This is a genomic window from Shewanella sp. SP1S1-7 (assembly GCF_031932105.1).
GTDB lineage: Bacteria > Pseudomonadota > Gammaproteobacteria > Enterobacterales > Shewanellaceae > Shewanella > Shewanella baltica.
The window spans coordinates 42,667-64,549 of sequence record NZ_JAUOEU010000028.1; the positions used below are offsets into that span (position 1 = coordinate 42,667).

The window sequence follows — 21,883 nt, forward strand, 5'->3', positions numbered from 1 at the left end:
ATCATCGGGCTTTTCTTGTTCAAATGTCGCATTAATGACGAATAACAACTGAAAGCTGACCTGTTGGTCAGTCATTCTAGTGAGCGAATAAAACAGTTTCATGAAATATTCCCGCGTATTTATTAATAGCCTGGCCTATGAACTGGCGCCTGTTGTGGTTTCCAGTAGTGAGCTAGAGTCTCGTCTTGCTCCTTTGTATCAAAAGTTCCGTATTCCAATGGGACAGCTTGCCGCATTGACTGGGATTACTGAACGCCGCTGGTGGCCAAAAGGACATCAATTGTCCGACGGTGCGATTAAAGCTGCCCGTAAAGCCATGGTTGAAACTGGGATTGATGTCGCCGATTTAGGTGCTGTTGTCTATACCGGCGTGTGCCGCGATCAACATGAGCCCGCGACTGCGTGTCGCGTTGCTGCCGAATTAGGCGTGTCAAAAGACACCGCCATTTACGATATCAGCAACGCTTGTCTTGGGGTGTTATCGGGCATTTTAGATATCGCTAACCGTATTGAGTTGGGTCAAATCAAGGCGGGTATGGTGGTGTCCTGTGAATCGGCGCGGGATATTGTCGATGTCACTATCGATAACATGCTTGCCGATCCCACTATGCAGAATTTTGCCCAGTCGCTGGCGACCTTAACCGGTGGCTCTGGCGCAGTGGCGGTTATCCTTACCGACGGCAGTTTGCCGCTGACAAATGTGCGTCAGCATCAATTGCTGGGCGCATCGCACTTATCGGCGCCCGAGCATCACCAGTTGTGTCAATGGGGGTTACAGGAAGTGGGGCACAATCTGTACCGCGAGTTTATGCGTACCGATGCGGTGACGCTTCTCAAAGAAGGCGTTGAGCTAGCTAAGCACACTTGGGAGCATTTCCTTGAGCAGCGTAATTGGCTGGTTGAGCAAGTGGACAAAGTGATCTGCCATCAAGTAGGCGCCTCTAACCGTAAGCAAGTGCTTAGCGCGTTAAATATTCCCCCCGAGAAAGAATTTCCTACGTATCAGCTGCTGGGCAATATGGGCACAGTGTCGTTACCTGTGACCGCCGCCATGGCGCACGATCAAGGCTTTTTACAAGTGGGCGATCAAGTGAGCTTTTTAGGCATAGGCAGTGGATTGAATTGCATGATGTTAGGCATTAAGTGGTAGGGTGCAGTGCACCTTTCACGTTTTCGCTTGATGGCTGGCATACATTCGAGTAAATGAAGTCAGTTCATGATTCAGTTGATAGCTCAGTCTGTCGTTCCGTCGATAAGCTAAGCCTGCTAAAAATAAACCATTATTCGCTCTCATAAATAGAACAAAAGATAGGAAGCGTCATGTTAGACACTCTGTTGCCTTTTAAACGTCATTTTTTTAGCCGTAATGGCAACAAGCTGCATTATATCAACGAGGGCCAAGGTGAACCTGTGGTGATGGTTCACGGTAATCCTAGCTGGTCGTTTTACTACCGCAATCTCGTGAGCGCCTTAAAAGACACGCATCAATGCATAGTGCCAGATCATATCGGCTGTGGTCTGTCGGATAAGCCAGACGATAGCGGCTATGACTATACCCTTAAGAACCGTATCGACGATCTCGAAGCCCTGCTCGATAGCCTGAATGTGAAAGAAAACATTACCTTAGTCGTACACGACTGGGGCGGCATGATAGGTATGGGTTATGCGGCGCGTTATCCTGAGCGCATTAAACGCCTAGTAATTTTGAACACGGGCGCTTTCCATTTGCCCGAGACTAAGCCGTTTCCTTGGCCGCTGTGGATCTGTCGTAATACCCTGCTAGGCACAGTGCTGGTGCGTGGTTTTAATGCCTTTTCGTCTATCGCCTCATATGTGGGCGTGAAGCGTCAGCCTATGTCCAAATACATTCGTGAGGCGTATGTCGCGCCGTTTAACTCTTGGGCCAATCGCATTTCGACGCTGCGTTTTGTGCAGGATATTCCGCTGCGTGAAGGCGATAGAAACTATCAGTTAGTCTCTGATATCGCTGCGAGTTTACCGCAGTTTGCCAAAGTGCCGACTTTGATTTGCTGGGGTCTCAAAGACTTTGTATTCGATAAGCACTTTTTAGCAAAATGGCGTCAGCACATGCCCCATGCGACCGTGCATGAATTTGCCGATTGTGGTCACTACATTCTGGAAGATGCCAGCGATGAAGTGATTGCCCATATCAAAGATTTTATGGCTGACAGCCAAGCAGCGGCGCCGTCCGAACAGGCCGCAGGTTAATGTCGACCTTGCTTGAGACTGAAGTGACTCCTTTGTTGGCCGCTGTAGTGACGCCGTTGGATACGTCACTTTTAACGGGTACTTCTGCGTCAGCAATGGCCAGTGACGCCAATATTTGTCGTCATCTCAAGCAAGCCGCCCATGCCATTCCCCACCATCTTGCAGTAGCAGTACAAAGTGCTCAGGGCGCTTCTGTGGCGAATTTGCGTTACAGCGAGTTGGACTTTCTTAATCTAGACAGACAAAGCGATGCGATAGCCTTTGCGCTGAACGCACATGGCATTGAGCGTGGCATGAAAGCTGTGCTTATGGTCACGCCGAGTCTGGATTTTTTTGCACTCACCTTTGCGCTGTTTAAAGCGGGGATTATTCCTATCCTCGTTGATCCCGGCATGGGGATTAACAATCTTAAGCAGTGTTTTGCCGAAGCCGCGCCCGATGCTTTTATCGGTATTCCCAAAGCCCATATCGCCAGACGTTTATTTGGTTGGGGTAAGGGCAGCATTAAGTCATTGCTCAATGTTGATGGCGGTAAAACTGGCTTAGCTGCACGATTAATCCGCATCGCTACTGGCGCCATCAGTTTATCGACTCTGCTGCAAAACAGCTCTTCACGAAACGCCTCGGCTCAACACACCCAAGCCCAACATGCTGAATACCCCATGGTGATGCTCAAATCTGATGAGATGGCGGCCATTTTATTCACCAGTGGCAGTACCGGCACGCCTAAGGGCGTAGTGTATAGCCATGGGATGTTTGAGGCGCAAATTCAAGCGTTAAAAAACGATTATGGCATTTGCCATGGTGAGCGCGATCTAGCGACGTTCCCGCTGTTTTCACTCTTTGGCCCCGCGCTGGGTATGGCGTCTATCGTTCCAGAAATGGATGCCAGCAAACCTATCACCGCCAATCCCGAATTCCTGTTTGCCGCGATTGAGAAATATCAATGCAGCAACATCTTTGTTAATCCCGCCTTGCTGGAACGTTTAGGCCGCGCAGGTGAACAAAAACAGCATAAATTGCCCAGTGTACAGCGGGTGATCTCTGCGGGTGCGCCAGCCACCATTGCTTCCATCGCCCGATTTAGCAAGATGCTGAGCCAAGGCGTGCCGATTTTAAATTCCTACGGTGCAACCGAATCTTTGCCGATCAGCATGATTGCTAGCGATGCGTTATTTACCACCACAGATATCACAGATAACGGCGGCGGCATTTGTGTCGGCGGCGCTATCGATGGCGTGACGATTCGTATCATCGGCATCAGTGAAGCCGTTATCCCTGAGTGGGATGAGGCCTTAGTGCTGAATAACGGTGAAATCGGCGAAATCGTGGTGCAAGGGCCTATGGTGAGTCAGTCCTATTATCTAAATAATAGTCAGCACGATAGCCAAAACGAAAACCAAGGTAATAGCGCGACTGCGGCGGCCAAGATGTGGGATTCGGCCACCAATAGCGTTAGGCATCGCATGGGCGATCTCGGGTATCTCGATGATCAAGGCCGACTGTGGATGTGCGGTCGCAAGGCCCACAGAGTCGATGCCACCCGTAAAGGCCAATTGGTAAAGCGTTATTATTCTATTCCCTGCGAGCGCATTTTTAATACCCATCCCAATGTGAAGCGCTCTGCCTTAGTTGGTGTGAAAGTGGCGAACGAGATAGAGCCTTTGATCTGTATCGAACTCGACCAATCATTGGCATGCAATAAGAGCCAACAGCTGTATCAAGATTTGATTACCATCGCTGAGCAATTTGCCCAGACGCAGGGCATAAGACGTTTTCTTATTCATCCTGATTTCCCTGTGGATGTGCGGCATAATGCCAAGATTTTTAGAGAAAAATTAGCCGTTTGGGCACAATCGCAAACGAAAGGTTGATTTAAAACTCCGCGGCTTTTTTCCTGCATTTTTTACGTTATATTCTGTGTTCATTTGAACAAACTCGCTTATTTTTAAGCCCTTGTGCTTATTTTAAACTTCTTACACCGACTTTAAGTTCATGTAAATGTGCTGAAATGGATACCTAAATGACGATAAACCCAATCAAGAGCACGACGCTTGCGCAATTTGATGCTGCTGAACAAACTGCACTCGCGCAGCTCGCCCTTAAGGTACAACACGCCTTTGTTACGGGAGCGGGGGGATTTTTAGGTAAAGCGATTTGTTTGAGATTGTTAGCCGCGGGCATTAAGGTCACAGGTTTTGCCCGTGGGCATTATCCCGAACTTGAAGCGCTGGGCGTAGTCATGTTGCAAGGGGATTTAGTCAATAAAGACCAGTTGCAACAAGCAATGCAAGGCTGCGATATCGTGTTCCATGTGGCGTCTAAAGCCGGCGTTTGGGGCGATAGGGACAGTTACTTTTGCCCGAATGTGAAGGGCGCCGCAAATGTGATTGCTGCTTGTAAGGCATTAAAAATAAATAAGTTAGTCTACACCAGTACCCCGAGTGTGACCTTTGCTGGGCAGGATGAATCCGGTATAGATGAATCCACTCCCTATGCCACATCCTTCCTCAATTATTATGCCCATTCCAAAGCTATTGCCGAAAAGATGATGCTTGATGCCAATCAAGTGGGTGACGTATCGGTTGAAAGTGCCGCTGCAACTCAAGTGACTCAAGCCACGACAGCCACTATTTCAGACAATAATCTAGCCACTACTCAAGTCGCTATCCCGAACACATCTCAAGTCACTGCACCCTATGCGTTAAAAACTGTCGCGCTCAGGCCGCATTTGATCTGGGGTCCTGGCGATCCCCATCTTGTACCTCGAGTACTGGCGCGGGGCCGTTTAGATAAGCTTAAACTGGTTGGCCGTGAAGATAAGCTGGTCGATACCATCTACATAGACAACGCAGCCTATGCCCATGTGCTGGCCGCGCTAGAACTGTGTCAAGCAAAGCCCAAGTGTCAGGGAAAAGCCTATTTTTTGAGTAACGATGAACCCATCACTATGGCAAAAATGCTTAATCTTATTTTGGCCTGCGATGCTTTGCCGCCAGTCACTAAGCGCGTGCCGCAATCTGTTGCATATGTAGTAGGCGCCGTGTTGGAAACTGTGTATTTTCTACTAAAGAAGCAAGAAGAGCCCATGATGACGCGCTTCGTAGCACGGCAGTTATCCTGCAGCCATTATTTTGATATCAGCGCTGCCAAGCGAGATTTAGGCTATCGTGCACTTATCTCTATCAATGAAGGGATGGCAAGACTTAAAGCGTCACTATAGTGTTATTAGGCGTGAGTTTCGGAGTGTGCTTGAAATTCAATATGCCTACTCTTATTAGCACTATTATTGTGGGCATAGTTTAGCTGGGGACTTATGAGTTGCAGTGACTGTAATACATCGATTTTCAGGCAAAAAATTGGCCGCTGCAAACGCTGTATGTGGCAGCTTACCGCTTTGTCGGCTATCGGTTGGCCGCTGTGGTGGTCGCTCTATTATGATGCGCCGCGGGAAGTGAACTCGATTGCTTTACTTTTTTTCTGCACCGCTTTTACGGGGTTATTGGCTTTACATCTTATTGTCTTGGCTTACCGTCGCCTCAGAGGGCGAGAGTAAGCCAAGTTTCCTTTCCTTTTAAACTCTTGGGCTTAGACTTAATTTGTTGCTGTGTTCTCGTGCATCATTTTCTTCATTAATGGCGCAAGGGCAAAGAAGACTAACGCCATTACCACGCCAATTTGCGCCGAGAAGATAAACAGTTGCTCATATAGCGCCATCGCACTCGGTACGTCACTTATCACGCCACCTTGGGTATCAATCGCGGCGAGTTTGTTTAATTCGGCGGCTAAGATTTCAGAGTATGAAGTGCCGAGGAACCAAGCGCCCATCATCAGGCTGAGCACGCGTTTTACCGACAGCTGAGTTACGGCAGATAAGCCAATGGGCGAAAGCAATAACTCGCCGATTTCTAATACAAAATAAGCCGCGACTAAAAACCAAATACTCACTAAGCCACTGCTTAGCGGCATTTGGATCCCGAGCACTAGCACCATAAAGGATAAACCTGCGAACAAAATACCGAGTGCGGTTTTAACCGGTTTGCTCGGATCGCAATGTTTACGGGCGAGGGCAGGCCAGAGCCAAGCGAAGATGGGCGATAAACTGATCACAAAGAAGGCGCCGAGGAAGGTTAACTGTCCCGCGCTCCATTCGAGGCCTAGCATGTTGCGGTCCATCACGCGGTCCGAAAATGCTACCCATGAGCCGTAGGTTTGCTCATATAAGCCGAAGAAGACCAAACCTGCAACGATGAACAGCAGTAAGGCCGACATCTGTTGACGTTCAATCGGGTTGCAGTGTTTCACCATAAACCAGCCTATCCCGATGGCGAGCACCAGAGATACTGAGTGCAAAAACCAAATAACTGGACTCACAGCGGGTAATAAAGTGCTAATAGAAAGCACAAGGGAGTGGGTTTGAATTAAGCCCCAGACCAGCACTACGCTGCCGATGGCGCTTAAATAAATCCATTGCTCTGTGGTGATGCCAGCGGTTTTCTTTAAAATTCTTGCGGGATCTCTGGGTTCGGCGAAGCCCTGCAAATGTTTCTTACCCCGAATAAACACCAATAAACCCGCTAACATTCCTAAACCTGCCAAACCAAAGCCGTACTTCCAGCCATAGGTTTCACCTAAATAAGCACAAATCAGTGGGGCCAAGGTGGCGCCTAAATTGATGCCAGCGTAGAAAATGGTAAAGCCTGAATCCCGCTTTGGAGATGACTCTGGATACAGCTGACCGACTATGGTGGAAATATTGGGTTTTAAAAAGCCCACTCCGACAATAATTAAGGCGAGGGATAAATAGAATACCTGCAGTGCTTGCTCATCGCGCTGAACTTCACCAGCGACGATAACCGCTTGATGGCCTTCAAAGGCCATGCCTAAGTGGCCGAGGACCAACAAAATACCACCGAAGATCACCGCTTTACGCATGCCGATATAGCGGTCGGCCAATAAACCACCGACCACGGGCATGGCGTACACTAAGGCACCATAAGCACCAATGACGTTATAGCCAAATTCGTCGGTAAACAGATGATATTTAATCAGATAAAGAAACAGTAGTGCCTTCATGCCGTAGAAGGAGAAGCGTTCCCACATTTCGGTAAAAAAGCAGACAAACAAGCCCTTAGGATGCCCAAAGAGCATTTCGGGCGGGGGCGAACCCTGTGGGCCTTGCATAGCGTGTGGCGGATGTTGTTCTGTTGACACTTAAGACTCCCATTGCTGGCGCTTCATGCACCAAGCTTCGATTGATTCATTTTATCGTAATGAATTTTATTAATTATTTTTCATTATTAGTGGTTATTGCAGCCTTGTTGATTGCTAAAAGACGCCGCAGTAGCTGCAGTTAATCACACTCGGATGCTATGGAACAGCCAAGGGGGTTGAAACTGATGAATATTTTGCTTAGTTCACCATTTCGCCATTGTTTGAAACTGTGCTTAACCTGCTTTTGAGTCAGATTCTGTGGCTCAATTTATTCATTTTCAGTTAAGAAATGAGTGCTACATAGTGGCCAGAATTCAACTGTGGCAGTTTTATGTTAGCGTCTTTAGCCTTGATTTCGCTGTTGTTCGTCGTTCTATAGACGGTGTGGCGATTTTGTACTATTTGAGAACATCTTCGTACTCGTTCGAGGCCGTCCTCTAAATGAATCTGACGAATAGATGGGTTAGATGATTTGCTTAGGGAAGCGCTGTGATTGAGCTGTGACTTTATTCTAAGAATAAGTGTAAGTATGTAGTGAAATCATATTGATTATAAAAGAATTTTAATCTTGATGGTTGCGTTTTTATATAGGGTTTCACAGTTTATATTTTTACAATGAGTTAATGTCTATCTGCTCAATTGTACTGATTTTACTCAACCGTTATGTTGGTTTTTAAGGAGACTTATGGAGTTTTTTAGCACCCTATTTGTGGGTTACCCGCTTTGGGTTTGGTTGATGTTTTTCGGTTTTGTGCTGGCATTATTGGCCTTCGATCTTGGCGTATTACACAAGGAGCAGCATGAAATTACTGTGGCCGAAAGTTTAAAACTTTCAGCCTTTTATATCTGTATGGGCTTACTGTTTGGGGCTTGGCTGTGGTGGTACAAGGGCTCAACGGCGGGTATGGAATACCTGACGGGTTATCTGATTGAAAAATCGCTGTCTATGGATAACGTATTTGTTATCGCGTTAATCTTCAGTAGTTTAGGCATTCCGCGTTTATACCAACACAGAGTGCTCTTTTGGGGTATTTTGGGTGTAATAGTGCTACGCGCGATTATGATTGGCCTTGGCGCAGTGCTCGTTGCCCAGTATCAAGGCGTACTGGTGTTATTTGGACTCTTCTTGATTTTCACTGGCGTGAAAATGCTCTTCTCCAATGACGAGCACAGTGATATCCAAGATAATAAGTTTTACAAATGGTTACGCACTAAGATGCGCTTTACGCCGACACTGCATCAGGAGAAGTTCTGGGTACGGGGTGAAGATCATCAGTTATCAAAAGGATGGTGGGCGACGCCGTTATTTTTAGCGTTGATCTTAGTGGAAACCGCAGATTTAGTGTTTGCTGTCGACAGTATTCCAGCCATTTTTGCGATTACCCAAGATCCTTTCATCGTTTATACCTCGAATATCTTCGCGATTTTGGGGCTACGTGCCTTGTATTTTGCCTTGGCGGCCATGGTGCACCGTTTCGAGTACCTTAAATACGCGTTGTCGGTGGTATTAGTATTTATCGGGGTGAAAGTGGGCTTAGTGTATTTCAATCACGAGGGCATAGTGGACTTTACTATTCCAACCGCACTGTCTCTTGGGGTGACGTTCGGCCTGTTAGTCGCAGGGGTCTTGTTCTCGCTGTGGAAAACGCGCGGCCAAGAAATCGATAAATAGAAAAATAGAGAAATAGAGAAATAGAGAAATAGAGAAATAGTTTGCGCGACTCGTGGCGAGTCCAATAACGAATCTCTTGGCCGTTTAGCCCATGCTAAATGGCCTTTTTTATATTCTTACTATCCGAATCGTTAAGCTTTATAGAGGATGTTAAAAAATGAGGATATTAAAAATTAGTCTATGCTTACTTTGAGTCGCCGCTGGTGCCGAGACTCACAAAGGGAGTTTTTAGGACTAATACTCTTCAAGGACGATATTATGAAACTTAACATTGCCGCCATACTCATGCTCTCAGTTTGTTCATTGACTACTGTCAGTGCAAAAGCTGCAGACAAACAAGCAACTGATACAGCATCTAATGTAACTTCCACTTGTACTGGAGCTTACCCAAGTTACTTCCAAGACCCCGCGTTCAATAAAACAGGTATGTGGGACAATCAAGTCATCATCAACCAAGCTTATTCGGGCTGGAAGGGACCCATTTTTAGCTTGAGCGATGCCTATTCGAGTGCGCAGCAAGATAATGCTGCACCTTGGCTTGAATTCAATCCCTTCGATAAAAGTCTGAGTGAGACAGAGAAAAATACCCAAGCGTGGAAATACCTTTGGGCTGTGATGAAGTACATCCAAGAGGGGAATATCGACAAAGGCGATATCAGTAAGGACTGGGATCTGTGTAATAACAAGGTTCGCTCTTGGTACCATATTCCCTATCAGACCTATGATCCTATGAGTGGGCGGGAATTTATCCACGGCTTGACCCGCGAAGCCCCCGTCACTATGGCGATAAAAGGCCAAGGCGATTTGAAAACCACTATGTGGGCGGTGGGGTTTTATAATCCGCAAGCGGCAAATAGTATTGGCAAGGTATGGACTGGGGCGCCATCGCCTGTAATGCCCCAGCAAAATTTTGCATTTAATGAAGGTAGTGTGATTGGCAAGTTACTGTTCACTACCGCAACGCCTAATAACTATCCTTTCCTCGAAAACGTACCCGTATGGCAAGCCAATATCAGTGCCAGTGATTTCTGCGAATGTAAAAATGCCGATGGCAGTGCCTGTAGTTTTCAACAGGAAACAGAACAATGCCCGCGCTCTGTCGCCGATGTGTACTTATTGCAGTTTGACATCGCAGTGCGTGACAGCCGCTCGCCCGTGGGCTGGGCCTATGGCACTTTTGTCGCCGATGGCCAGTTTAAAGCGAAAGAGAAAAATCCTTGGGATCGTATCTCTCCACTGGGATTAATGTGGGGGAATGACACGCCGCCAGCCACAGTAGGAGCGGCAGGATTCCCTCAAAATCCAATCACAGGGCTTAAGGATAGCGCGGTATTTCAAGAGGTGGTTGGTCGCTTGAATGAGCACACCAATGCGGGACACTTAGGGTGTAACGGGCGTTTAAATGGCCCCGCGGATAACGCATTAAGTAGCTGTTTATCTTGCCATCAAACCGCATCCGTTCCTGATAGCACTAATAATACACCGGCAATCATGTACCAATTTGCCTCGTATCAAGAGCCGGGTAGTGGTCAATGCTTAACATCGCCCAGCGCCCTCGATTTATCGATTGACCAAGTGTATTTCAAAACCTTTATGTGCTCAGCATCCTTTGTTGGGCCAAGCAACATAGTCCCCGTACCTAAATATGCCCAAGGGCAAAAAGAGTGGATTTCAACTGACTTTTCATTACAGCTCAGCATCAGTCTCACCCAGTGGCAAGAATGGCAAGAAGACCAAGATAACCTGAAAAAGAACATCAAAGTGCGCGTATTCGAGGGCACTTTACCTTCTCGCTAATGTTGAAGTTTGTTTAAGGTTAACACCAACGCACTATCCGGCATGAATGGCCAGATAGTGCGTTTTTTATGCTCAGCCTTAGTTTATGCCGAAATTAAGCCTCAGCTCATTTTGAAATTAATGCAAATTAGCTTGTTCTTCGCCGCTGTTTTTCCTAATGTGATTGCAAATGATTTTCAATGAGGCGTGTTATGAATACCCATCTGCAGTTACAGGTAAACCATTGGCTTGAAAATGATCCTGACCCTCGCACTCAATCCCAATTACAAACCCTAGTCGATAGTGGCAATGAAGCCGAACTCGCGGCGCGCTTTGCTGGTCGCTTAGAGTTTGGTACCGCAGGATTACGCGGTGTGGTCGGCGCTGGGCCTATGGGGATGAACCGTCTGGTTATTCGTCAAACCTCGGCAGGCCTTGGTGCTTATCTACTTGATCAGATTAAAGATGCCGCCGAGCGTGGTGTGGTGATTGGTTACGATGGTCGCCACGACTCATTCAATTTTGCCCATGATGCGGCGAGCGTACTGACCGCTATGGGCATTAAGGTGCGCTTAACGTCTAAAGTGGCGCCGACACCGCTGGTGGCCTTTGGGGTGAAACATTTTAATGCTGCAGCAGGCATTGTAGTGACCGCGAGTCATAACCCGCCGCAATACAATGGCTATAAAGTGTATTGGGAGAATGGCGCGCAGATTATTCCGCCCCACGATTCTGGCATTGCCGCGCAAATTGAGCGCGCCGCGAATCAAGCGATTCCGTTTTTAGAACATGATGAGGCGGTAAAACAAGGTAAGTTAATTATTCTGCAGGACGATTTTTACCAAAGCTATCGCCATGGCGTGCAGCAAGCTGAGGTGCTGCAAAACCATACGGCTCCAGAAAAGGTCAGTTTAGCCTATACCGCCATGCACGGCGTGGGCGCTGAAATGGCTGAAACCGTATTGAAAGATGCGGGTTTCACCCAAGTGTATTCGGTAGCCTCCCAGCGCGAACCCGATGGGGATTTCCCGACGGTGAACTTCCCCAATCCGGAAGAAAAGGGCGCGATGGATTTAGTGATCGCCGAGGCGAAAAAACACGGCGCTATGCTCGCCTGTGCCAACGATCCCGATGCCGACCGTTTTGCTGTCGCAGTGCGCCGCGATGATGGTGAATACCAGATGCTAACTGGCGATCAAGTCGGTGTGCTCTTTGGGCATTACTTATTATCTCATGCCAAAGATCATCAACGTCTTACGGGCACAACGATAGTGTCATCGAGCCTGTTATCTAAAATTGCTCAGGGTTTTGGCACGCAAAGCTTTACCACGCTCACCGGCTTTAAGTGGTTGATGAATGTGGGTATTGCGAAAACGTCCCCTGAGGATCAATTCCTGTTTGCCTATGAAGAAGCCCTTGGCTACACAGTTGGCAGCATGGTGTGGGATAAAGATGGCTTGTCGGCGCTGGTGGCATTTGCCCAATTAACTGCCGAGCTGGTGGCGAAGGGGCAAACGATTTGGGACAGACTCGAGCAAATTTACCGTGAGCATGGCTTCCATCTCAATGCGCAGGTGAGTATTGCACTAAAACCTGACACGCCTAATATTGGCGCCTATTTACGCGAACATCCCCCTGTGAAGATTGGTGAGCAAGACGTGCTATCAACCGATGATTTAAAAGCCCTTGAGCGTCGTTTTGCCGATGGTAGCGTTGAGAAAATCGACTTGCCACCGAGTGATGTACTGACCTATTGCTTAGCGGGTGGCGCTCGGGTGATCGTCAGGCCATCTGGTACTGAACCTAAAATTAAGTGCTACTACGAAGTGGTCGAAACTATGGTCGATACGGATACCTTAGCCAGCGCCCAAGCGAGGGCGAGCAAAGCCATGGATTATTTTATTCAGGCGCACCAAGCCAGTTTGCCAAAGTAACGCTTTTAACTGCTAAGCCAAAAACCTCAACATTCACTTTTATTAAAAGGCTACTGACATCATGCTGTCAGTAGCCTTGTTTTATTCTTGTTGTCGCCCGTTAATGATTCAGTCCTGAATTTTATAAATAAGGTTTTGAATCATTGATATTTTTCAACAAGGAGAAAGTGAAAATGTTATCTATTGCACCGTTAGTTTGGGGTGAAATTCCTGTCAGTGACATGAACCGTGCCGTTGCTTTTTATCAGCAGCATTTTGGGGTTGAGTTTAAACGTGACGATATGGAAGACATGGAATATGCGACGATAGTCACCGAAGATGCGAGCGCGGCGAGCATAGGGTTAGTCAAATGCAGCATGAGTCAGCCATCGATGCAAGGCAGCACTGTGTATCTGCATTTCAGCGCACAATTGCAACCTTTAGTGGATAAACTTATCGCAGCAGAGGTGACGATTATCCTGCCAGTCACACCGATAAAAGACGGTGAGTGTGGTTATATCGCGTTATTTGCCGATAGCGAAGGTAACAAAGTGGGTCTGTGGTCTAAGGATAAGTAGTCTCGAGTGATTAATGTATTAGCGTCGTGGCCTTAAGGCACGACGCTAAAATCACGCAATTAACTAAAGTATGGGTTTAGATTTCTATGGAAGAAACAAAGATGGACGTGGTTTATATTGATGCTCGACCGCTACTTGGGCTGAGCACCCGCACGAACAATCGGGCCGAAATGTCCGCCGATGGCGCTAAAATTGGCGGTTTATGGCAAGCCTTTTTTGAATCATCACAACTCACCGCTATGCTCAATTCGCCCATGTATGGCGTGTATTACGACTATGAGTCAGACATGAATGGCGAGTTTGCTGTGCTGGTGGGCAAGGCAATTGATGCCCCTGTTGAGGCAAACCACTTCACGTCGCTTGAGCTTGAAGCCGGTAAATACCTTAAATTCACCGGTCAAGGTGACATGCCCCAGTGTGTTATCGATCTTTGGGGACAAGTGTGGGGCTATTTTAGTGCTAACGATTGTCCGCATCAGCGACGTTATCAAACTGATTTTGAAGTCTATCTCAGCGCCACTGAGGTTGAGATTTATATCGGGATTTTATGATTTAAATCGTAAAATATCACTCAAGTGAGTATCAGGATATGTCAGTGATTTATGTAAACTCACAATGCTTAATCAACTGATAGGCAACTAAAGGATTGAATCAGAGTCAATGCGCCGCGCCGACCGCCTATTTCAAATAGTGCAAATTCTTAAACATAAACGCCTGACCACAGCCCAAGAGTTGGCTGAACGGTTAGAGGTGTCCACGCGCACGATTTACCGTGACGTGCAGGATTTGTGTCTAAGTGGCATTCCCATTGAAGGGGAGGCGGGTGTCGGCTATTTGTTGCGCCACGAGGTCAATGTTCCGCCCTTGATGTTTAACGAAGCCGAACTCGAAGCGATTCAAGTTGGCATGCGTATGGTGCAAACTTGGGGTGGCAAGGAGCTTGGTAGCGCCGCGAGGCAGGCGATGATTAAAGTCGAAGCCGTACTACCAAAACGACTACAAGCCTATCAATCCTTGATGTTTTCACCGGATTTTTACCTCGACTCCAATGAGTTCCAATTCCTCGATCCGCTGCGTAATTCCGCTCAGCGCCGCGAATACGTCAAACTCTTCTATCAAGACGTCAAACTCGATGTCACCGAGCGTGAAGTGCGCCCGCTCGCCATCTATTTTTGGCGTGGTACTTGGACCTTACTGACATGGTGTGAGCTACGTTCGGCTTTTCGTAATTTCAGGGTTGATCGCATCACAGGCCTTGTGCGGCTGAACCGTCATTTTGAACAAGCACCAGGGCAAGAGCTGGAAGATTATATTTGCCTGATGGATGAACATGCGAAGGCGCGAGCCGAAGCAAAAGATAAGCCACTCGAATGAGTGGCTTATCTTACATTTCTAATTTTCTAGTAACATTCTAGTATTTTGCTAGTTGTATCGAGATCTCTCTGAAAATCGTATCATAGCTATTATTGAGAGCCTAAACTCACCGTTTTTAATTGTTTAACATGACTTCGCTTGATTGCGAAATATGCAGTTTTTTGATTAAACCATCTTCATCATTATTTTGGATCTCGCCGACGGCAACTTGAATATTGCGACTCAGTCCTAATTTTTGAGCGCTTTTAGGACGATTAGCAATATCTTCATCCGTTAGCGGATAGGATTCACTGGCATCTATATTAAATTGACTCGAATCTATTGCGGTAAATTTACCGCTGATTGGTGCGCCATGTTGTCTAACAATATTCGCCAATTGCCACTCAAAGCCACTTTTTGACTGTGCCGAATTAATCGCTGCAGGCCAATCCCAAACACCATAACCGTTTATATCTTGATGAAGATATTGATCGACTAAGGCTTCTGGCCCATTCAGATTATTCGCATTCGCTCCGCCAAAGGTGTAAGGGAAGTTAGGTCTATTTGTCGGGTGATTAATATGCGCATTACCTCCCCATTTTAAGAAGTTCTCATATTTTATATCGTACATCATATATAAACTTGAGGTGTATGGAACATCCGCCTTTTGTTTAAACAGAGTGATTGAGATATAACGTTTGCTGCGAGGCGGCATAATTGCTCGGTACTGTGCCTGACTTGAAATCGTTGTACTTTTACCGTCGGTTTCACTCCAACCTTGGCTGGCTGAAAATTCGGCACTGATTTCAGAACTCGCTCCACCTATTCCTGGAATACCCACTTCATATTTATTGGTTACGCCAATTTTCTCGGAGAAGGAGAAATTATCGGTTTTGGCCCAGCTAGTGGTGTAATCATAGTTTAGGGTGGCTACACCGGTATCTTCGGTATCGCCCCAGTTGTAAATCACTACTGGAGCGGTATAAATAGCTTCACGATCATAAACTTGAGGTGAACCTAACTTTAGGCTTTGAGGATTAGTCACAAAATGGATATTTTGTAAATTCACCTTCAAACGTTCATTCGCTCTGTAGCCGCTTGCATAAGGATCATTGCCGTTATAGCGGGCTTTAAGACTGTATTCGTTGCTCGATTCTCTTCTGACTTCGATGTCTTCACCAACATACTGGGATGCCGTACCGCCAGCCCATGCATATCCAAGATGGTGTCCCAAGGAGAATAACGAGCTGATAAACGAGGGATCGTTAATCGCATCATTTTTAAGCGAATCAAGATCAGGGGCAGCGTGTTCTACCATTGACAGTTTTGGAATAGTATTCGGAATAGCCGCTTCGGCCAACAAAGAAACAGTTCCAAGTGCGGTTAAACAGGATAAAGTTAATATACTCAGGCTAGATTTTGTTCTCATGATTGTTCCTTTATTTTAATAAAATACGTCCTTTCATTGAGAGCGCCGATGGCAATTATATGTAGTCCTAAATCATATAAATAATCATTACTGCTAGGCACATCTAAAAACTAGCACTTTTATTTTTATTAAACAAAGTAAAATTAGATTAATTTAAATGGTGTTTAAGTTAGGTTAAAAGTGTTAATTATTTTATTTTTAAACGGTATTTTAAACTTTATAATATAGTGTATTTACTTTAATTTTTAATGGGTGGATTTTTGTGCGTGGATTAATATTAATGGTATGGCGTATTTAATATTTATGCTGACTTTTTTATGAAAAATTTTTTAAATGGACTCTTTTTACCGAGATTTATATCAATAGTTATACCGAGAGTTATATCGAAAGCTATACCGAGATAAATACTGTAATAGATACAGTAAATAACATGTTTGAGCGGAAGTCTTTAGGCAATGAATAGTGTGAATATGGCTAGGTTAAGTATTTTCTCTTTGTGGTTTGAGTCTTTGTTATTGCAGACAAATCTCATATCTCCATTATCGTCGATGTATGAAAGGCCGTTAAAGTCGCTACTGTTTTTGTAGAGCCATAAGGGTATGGAGACATGAAGATTGTGGAAGATAAAGATATGTGAAAATGATTTTCTAAGAGACGACGTCTCAGATGGGATTAGGTTGTGTAAAAGAGTCGTAGAGGCGGTTAAGTGGTTGATGCAAGAGTCAGTGCCACTGAGGGCACTGACTCTTTGTTTACTTAATGTTGTTTGCTTAATGGATAAAGAAAAACAGTCCCATACTCAACACTGTGGTTAACAAGGTGTTACGGGTGACGAGCGCGAGTATCGTCGCGACCACGGCGCAGATGAGATAGCTGTTGTCTAAACTGAGATCGAGCTGGCCTTCTTGCACAAACACTATGGGCGCGAAGATAGCGGTCAGTACTGCAGGGGCTGAGTAACTTAAAAAAGTTTGGGTGCCCTTACTTAATCGCAGCGGTAATTTAGGTTCGAGCAGTAAATGACGACTAATAAACACAACCGCTGCCATTGAGAAAATCATTAACCAAATCATGCTTTTTCTCCTGATGCTGTGTTTGTCTTAGTCCCAGTTTCTGCTTGGGTTTGTGTGCTTGCAAGCTCAGTTGCGGATTGTTCTGCGCGTTCCGCTTCCTTGGTCACTTTGGCGTAAAGTACGCCAGTTGTCATTCCGGCAATGGCGGCGATCAGTAATCCTGCTTGAATTTCAAACAAGGCGCATACCACAGCGAGAGTGAGCGAGACTAATACACAGACGAGAATCGACGGCTTTTTTACCGTAGGCACGACCAGTGCGATAAAGGTGGCTGCGATGGCGAAATCTAGCCCAAGTTCGCCTAAATTCTCGATAGCATTGCCCGCGACTATGCCAAGCAAGGTCGCTATGTTCCACCCGATATAAAAACTCAAGCCGCCGCCAAGGGCGTACCAGCGATCGAACTTATGCAACTTGCCTTGATTGGCGATGGCAAACAGTTCATCTGTGAGCAAAAAGCCCAATGTCAGACGCCACTTTAATGGTAAGGGACTGATTTGACTGCGCATCGCCATCGCATATAACAGATGGCGCGAGGTGATGAGTAGCGTCGTAATTAAGATACTCCACAGACCAATACCGGCTTTGACCATGCCGAGCGCCACTAACTGAGCCGCGCCCGCGAAGATAATGGCTGACATGGCTTGGCTTTCAATGGGCGTGAGTCCAACCTCAATGGCGAAGGAGCCCGCTAAAATTCCCCAAGGAACCACTGCTATTGTCAGCGGCATCATGGCCAAGGTGCCTTTTAAAAAAGCCTTGGCTTTTGTGGGATGCGCGGGAGAAACATCAGATTCTATAAGCTTGTCGGTTGTCACTTTGGCTCCTAAAAATAGCGGCGACGCGAGGGTCGCAGTTAAACAATGAATGCTTGGATAAGGTCTGCTTGCTCTGTTATTACCGCTCAGTTACGACTGTTTAGTGACTATTTCTTAGAGACTAGTGTTTAGTCATGGCAGACCTGTTATTAGCGGCCTGTTATTAGGGATAGTAAGCAAGCTGAGCATGGCAGATTAACCTAAAGTGGTTGTTTAGGCTTGGATAATATTGCGGCCTATTTCTTTGGCAAATTGTCCTGGGGTTACGCCGACGGTCTTTTTAAAATGCCGATTCAAATGGCTTTGATCGTGAAAACCACAATCGAGAGCGACATCAAGCAGCCGTGTGCCTTGCTTGATTTTCCCCTTGGCCAGTCTGACTCTGGCCTGAATTTGGTAAGCGTGTGGCGGTAAGCCGTAATAACGCTGAAATTGCTTGAGTAAATAATAGGGGCTTAATCCCGCAAGCGTTGCCAGCTCTTCAAGGGAAATATCGGCTGCGGGATGATCGTCGATAAAGGATTTCACCAGCGCTAACGCAGGCTTAGCTATTGCCGTGAGGTTGTCGCTTGGACGATGCTTGCCATGGCGCGCCATCAACTGCGTCAAGCTTGAATAGACTAAGCTTTCGCGCAGTAAGCGATTATCCGATGTATCTAAGGTAGTAAAGGTGAGGCGCAGCAGTTCGGCTAATTCAGGATCGTACACTACGGGCTCAGGGAAATAGGGCGCACCGCTGTTTGCTGCTCGCTCACTTTTAATACCGGCAAACTGCGCAGGGACTGGATACATGGCACGATACGACCAGCCGCCCTCAGTGGCGCTACAGCCATTATGCAATTCATCGGCATTGACGAGAATAATGCTGTGTTTTGGCGCCACATGGTTGCCACCGGTGCGATAAAAACGCTGCGCACCCGTTTCAATCACGCCTACGGTGTAACCTTCGTGGGTATGCCGACTAAAATTTTGTTTATGGTAGTGGGCATTGAGTAACTCAAGGCCACCTAATTCATCGGCAATTTGGTAGGCCGCATGTTCTGTGTTCATCAAGCCTCCTTTCTTGAATGGATGAATGGGCGGGTTGTGTCTGATAGTAACCCAGAAATCCTCAGCGCTTTTGTACAAAATTGCGCATATTGGATTTTGTTTTGCACTTAATGACTGTTTATTAATCATTATTGCTAATATTGGTCAGTTGATATTAGCCAGTTGATATATTTGTCTCTTGATATATTAGCCGCTCGAGATATTAGTCACTTGAGATATTAGTTACATGATATTTGAGGGCTCAGTCTTGTTTTCGACTGCTTTACTTAGGTCGCCTGCTGTAGATTTGTGAGATCCGCCCCCGCGATGGCGTGTAGATACTGAGTGATTTTCTCTATCGGCCAATCCCACCAAGCGATGGCAACTAGCTCATCTATCACATCTTGCTCGAACCTGAGCTTGATGACAGTGGCAGGATTACCGCCAACCACGGCGTAGGGCGGCACATCTCTTGTCACCACGGATTGACTGGCAACAATTGCGCCGTGGCTAATCTTCACTCCAGGCATGATAGTGGCGTTATAACCAATCCACACATCGTTACCGATACAGGTGTCGCCTTTATGGGGCAAATCGGTGGGATCGGGCATTACCTTTTCCCAGCCATTGCCGAAGATATAAAAAGGATAAGTCGAGAAGCCAGATACTTGATGATTGGCGCCATTCATAATGAATTTCACGTCTTTAGCAATGGCGCAGAATTTACCGATAATCAGTTTATCGCCAATAAAGTCAAAGTGATAAAGCACATTCGACTCGAATCTTTCAGGCCCAGCAGGATCGTCATAATACGTATAATCGCCGACGATTATGTTCTCGCGGGTAATAAAGTTTTTAAGAAATCCAACCTGAGGGAAGCCTTTCATCGGCGCTTTGTCGTTGGGATTTGGGCCTAATTGGGCGTGGGTTGTTGTGTCAGGCATAACGGTCTCCATCGTTAAAGTACGTCTTAACTCGTGCATTCTTTTATGCGATTGATGTGCGAATTTGTGGTGCCTATTGCGGTGTTGATTGTTGTGCCTATTGCGGTGTTGATTGTTGTGCCTATTGCGGTGTTGATTGTGGTGCCTGTGGTGGTGTTGATAGCCGGATGAGTCGGACTAGTACTCGCCCGTCACCACAAGTGTATTTTCAATAGGTTCAACCACTAAGGCAAGCGTAGTTTTGTCTCGCATAAAGCCGACAGAGCAAATTGCCATCGCGCCGCTACCACAGGTTATTTCAGGGTAATCTTCTGTCATTGGCGTTTCATCTTCCGCTACGGGCGCTAATACCCAGCCAGCAGACAATAAACTCGATTTCACCTCAGCGTATTTTTTACCCCATAACGCGCTGGTGTCCTGTGCTTGAGCAAATAGAGGCAATGCGCCAAGGCTTAACATGATCAGTGGGAGAATTATCTTTCGCATGGAAAACATCTTAGTTCCTATGTGATTTCGGGGATGATTGATGGTTAATTTTTAAAGGCTAAATCAACGTCGTGGGGCTTCACCCCACACCCCAATCCCATTAAGCCTTTGGTATGGCTGATAGTCTGTTACTCACAATTAGGGCATTCTAACAATTTAACAATGAGTGTCTTGTTAAATCTTTCTTCGTTAAATAATTTAAAAGCAAAGTCAAAGTCGTGGGGCTTCACCCCACACCCGACCAAGAGGGGATCAACAGCAATTCCCTCTTGGATCTCCCTTGCCGCCCCCCAACGGAGTTGAAAGCCCCTTGGGCATTAAGCGTCCTTATGCTATCGCGTCAGACGCTCGTCCCTGATTCGACTGACGCTATCTCGGCTTCCCTGCCTCGCTCACGCAACGAACGCAAATGCCCTGCGGCAACTCCGAGGGGAAGGTGAACTCCTTCAGCTTTTGTGTTGTTTGCAAGTCATGCAAAGAAAACCGAATAATGTTTACTACTACTTTTAGAAATTTAACAATGGGTGTCTCGTTAAACTATAGCCTAGTGCCTATTTTTTCCTAATACAGCGACCCGCCGAATCCGATAAAACCGCATTGGATAACGCGACCATAATCCGTTGTGGCCGCCTAAGCTGCGCTGCCGACCGCCGCATGATGGCCACTGAAATGGATATCAGCCCCAGCGTGCTAGCCAAGCTAGTGCCGTTGGATTATGTGATGAAGGATATGAATACCAATGAAGTGGTGAAGGGAAATATTGCAAATAAGGATAGAGTAGCAGTTAAGTTGAATTGAAATGTGCTTTATAAGCATTGACTTAGGTTAACATAAAAGCATAATTGCATCAGCAAATTTATTAGGGTAACTTAACAAATGAAAGAACTTATAAGTGATTTTTTTAAGCTTCAAAATGACAGGATGAAAAGCCCTTTTTTTAGTGCTATTGTATTTTCATTGTTTTTTTATAACTGGGATATAATATACTTTTTAATTAGTTCTGACTTAGAGGTTGTGACTAAGATTGAATATATTAAAAAGACTATTGGCGAAAGGAGTTTGCTTAAGCCTTTTTTACTTACCGCAGTATTATTGATTTTACCAATTTTTATAAACAATGCTGTGCAATGGCTTTCAGATTTTTTCATTTCTATAAGAGTTAACAGACTTAATAAGTCTAAAATTAAAAGAGCAAACGATGAACTGGCTATCGCCAATTTAGAAGCTGAAAAAAGTTTTTCTGCGAGAAAGATTGAAATGCATGTGCAAAACAATATAGATGCAATTCAATCCGAAAACAGCAATCTTAAAACTTCAGTGGATGATTGCAAGGAGCAGATTGAAGCGTTGAAACTATCCTTGGATTCAG

General features: G+C 46.0%; 21 protein-coding genes. 14 read left to right on the plus strand and 7 right to left on the minus strand.

Annotation, left to right across the window (positions count from 1 at the left end):
• The first annotated feature begins 100 nt into the window (after positions 1 to 100).
• The 5 genes from Q4Q49_RS18010 (at position 101) to Q4Q49_RS18030 (ending at position 5,785) form a co-directional block, all read left to right on the plus strand.
• Positions 101 to 1,150 carry a 3-oxoacyl-ACP synthase III gene (locus Q4Q49_RS18010; protein ID WP_006081078.1) on the plus strand — a complete coding sequence of 350 codons (1,050 nt, stop codon included), beginning with the start codon at positions 101 to 103 and terminating at the stop codon, positions 1,148 to 1,150.
• 170 nt (positions 1,151 to 1,320) lie between these two features.
• Entirely contained in the window at positions 1,321 to 2,229 is a 909-nt protein-coding gene (locus Q4Q49_RS18015; protein WP_312000022.1) for an alpha/beta fold hydrolase, read from the plus strand.
• Positions 2,229 to 4,103 carry an olefin beta-lactone synthetase gene (oleC, locus tag Q4Q49_RS18020; RefSeq protein WP_312000023.1) on the plus strand — a complete coding sequence of 625 codons (1,875 nt, stop codon included), beginning with the start codon at positions 2,229 to 2,231 and terminating at the stop codon, positions 4,101 to 4,103. The genes Q4Q49_RS18015 and oleC overlap by 1 nt, the downstream gene beginning before the upstream one ends.
• Positions 4,104 to 4,252: 149 nt before the next feature.
• The gene (oleD, locus tag Q4Q49_RS18025) at positions 4,253 to 5,452 is read left to right on the plus strand and encodes a 2-alkyl-3-oxoalkanoate reductase (protein ID WP_312000024.1); all 1,200 of its coding nucleotides are present in this window, start codon (positions 4,253 to 4,255) and stop codon (positions 5,450 to 5,452) included.
• A 93-nt stretch (positions 5,453 to 5,545) separates the two neighbouring features.
• Positions 5,546 to 5,785, plus strand: coding sequence for a DUF3624 domain-containing protein (locus Q4Q49_RS18030; protein WP_312000025.1), 240 nt, complete (start codon positions 5,546 to 5,548; stop codon positions 5,783 to 5,785).
• Between the two features lie 38 nt (positions 5,786 to 5,823).
• Here Q4Q49_RS18030 and Q4Q49_RS18035 read toward each other — a convergent pair whose 3' ends face one another.
• The gene (locus Q4Q49_RS18035; protein ID WP_312000026.1) at positions 5,824 to 7,443 is read right to left on the minus strand and encodes an oligopeptide:H+ symporter; all 1,620 of its coding nucleotides are present in this window, start codon (positions 7,441 to 7,443) and stop codon (positions 5,824 to 5,826) included.
• A 685-nt stretch (positions 7,444 to 8,128) separates the two neighbouring features.
• Here Q4Q49_RS18035 and Q4Q49_RS18040 point away from each other — a divergent pair.
• The 6 genes from Q4Q49_RS18040 to Q4Q49_RS18065 all read left to right on the plus strand — a co-directional run bounded on the left by Q4Q49_RS18040 (position 8,129) and on the right by Q4Q49_RS18065 (position 14,756).
• On the plus strand, positions 8,129 to 9,115 hold the full coding sequence (locus Q4Q49_RS18040; RefSeq protein ID WP_312000027.1) for a TerC family protein: 987 nt from the start codon (positions 8,129 to 8,131) through the stop codon (positions 9,113 to 9,115).
• Between the two features lie 258 nt (positions 9,116 to 9,373).
• Positions 9,374 to 10,912, plus strand: a complete 1,539-nt coding sequence (locus Q4Q49_RS18045) for a hypothetical protein (protein WP_312000028.1) — start codon at positions 9,374 to 9,376, stop codon at positions 10,910 to 10,912.
• Positions 10,913 to 11,103: 191 nt separating this feature from the next.
• The gene (locus Q4Q49_RS18050; protein WP_312000029.1) at positions 11,104 to 12,825 is read left to right on the plus strand and encodes a phospho-sugar mutase; all 1,722 of its coding nucleotides are present in this window, start codon (positions 11,104 to 11,106) and stop codon (positions 12,823 to 12,825) included.
• A gap of 173 nt (positions 12,826 to 12,998) precedes the next feature.
• The gene (locus Q4Q49_RS18055; RefSeq protein ID WP_006081088.1) at positions 12,999 to 13,382 is read left to right on the plus strand and encodes a VOC family protein; all 384 of its coding nucleotides are present in this window, start codon (positions 12,999 to 13,001) and stop codon (positions 13,380 to 13,382) included.
• A 101-nt stretch (positions 13,383 to 13,483) separates the two neighbouring features.
• On the plus strand, positions 13,484 to 13,933 hold the full coding sequence (locus tag Q4Q49_RS18060) for a GyrI-like domain-containing protein (RefSeq protein WP_071939018.1): 450 nt from the start codon (positions 13,484 to 13,486) through the stop codon (positions 13,931 to 13,933).
• 109 nt (positions 13,934 to 14,042) lie between these two features.
• Positions 14,043 to 14,756 (plus strand): YafY family protein, encoded by a 714-nt coding sequence (locus tag Q4Q49_RS18065; RefSeq protein ID WP_311899971.1) that lies wholly within the window; start codon positions 14,043 to 14,045, stop codon positions 14,754 to 14,756.
• A gap of 115 nt (positions 14,757 to 14,871) precedes the next feature.
• On the opposite strand, the gene Q4Q49_RS18070 is transcribed toward Q4Q49_RS18065, so the two are convergent.
• The 5 genes from Q4Q49_RS18070 to Q4Q49_RS18090 all read right to left on the minus strand — a co-directional run bounded on the left by Q4Q49_RS18070 (position 14,872) and on the right by Q4Q49_RS18090 (position 20,028).
• The gene (locus tag Q4Q49_RS18070) at positions 14,872 to 16,164 is read right to left on the minus strand and encodes an aerolysin family beta-barrel pore-forming toxin (protein ID WP_312000030.1); all 1,293 of its coding nucleotides are present in this window, start codon (positions 16,162 to 16,164) and stop codon (positions 14,872 to 14,874) included.
• Between the two features lie 770 nt (positions 16,165 to 16,934).
• Entirely contained in the window at positions 16,935 to 17,237 is a 303-nt protein-coding gene (locus Q4Q49_RS18075; RefSeq protein WP_006085337.1) for an AzlD domain-containing protein, read from the minus strand.
• Entirely contained in the window at positions 17,234 to 18,055 is an 822-nt protein-coding gene (locus tag Q4Q49_RS18080) for an AzlC family ABC transporter permease (RefSeq protein WP_011846435.1), read from the minus strand. Before Q4Q49_RS18080 ends, Q4Q49_RS18075 begins: the two co-directional genes overlap by 4 nt.
• 213 nt (positions 18,056 to 18,268) lie before the next feature.
• A complete protein-coding gene (locus tag Q4Q49_RS18085; protein ID WP_312000031.1) occupies positions 18,269 to 19,105 on the minus strand; it encodes an AraC family transcriptional regulator in 837 nt (278 codons plus the stop codon).
• A gap of 266 nt (positions 19,106 to 19,371) precedes the next feature.
• Positions 19,372 to 20,028, minus strand: a complete 657-nt coding sequence (locus tag Q4Q49_RS18090; protein WP_312000032.1) for a Vat family streptogramin A O-acetyltransferase — start codon at positions 20,026 to 20,028, stop codon at positions 19,372 to 19,374.
• A gap of 45 nt (positions 20,029 to 20,073) precedes the next feature.
• On the opposite strand from Q4Q49_RS18090, the gene Q4Q49_RS18095 reads away from it, so the two are divergent.
• Positions 20,074 to 20,199, plus strand: coding sequence for a hypothetical protein (locus Q4Q49_RS18095; RefSeq protein WP_312000033.1), 126 nt, complete (start codon positions 20,074 to 20,076; stop codon positions 20,197 to 20,199).
• 6 nt (positions 20,200 to 20,205) lie between these two features.
• On the opposite strand, the gene Q4Q49_RS18100 is transcribed toward Q4Q49_RS18095, so the two are convergent.
• Positions 20,206 to 20,523, minus strand: a complete 318-nt coding sequence (locus Q4Q49_RS18100; RefSeq protein WP_312000035.1) for a hypothetical protein — start codon at positions 20,521 to 20,523, stop codon at positions 20,206 to 20,208.
• A 588-nt stretch (positions 20,524 to 21,111) separates the two neighbouring features.
• Here Q4Q49_RS18100 and Q4Q49_RS18105 point away from each other — a divergent pair.
• Both Q4Q49_RS18105 and Q4Q49_RS18110 read left to right on the plus strand, forming a co-directional pair.
• On the plus strand, positions 21,112 to 21,312 hold the full coding sequence (locus Q4Q49_RS18105; protein ID WP_312000036.1) for a hypothetical protein: 201 nt from the start codon (positions 21,112 to 21,114) through the stop codon (positions 21,310 to 21,312).
• Between the two features lie 78 nt (positions 21,313 to 21,390).
• A partial coding sequence (locus Q4Q49_RS18110) for a hypothetical protein (protein WP_312000037.1) occupies positions 21,391 to 21,883 on the plus strand: 493 nt, incomplete at its 3' end.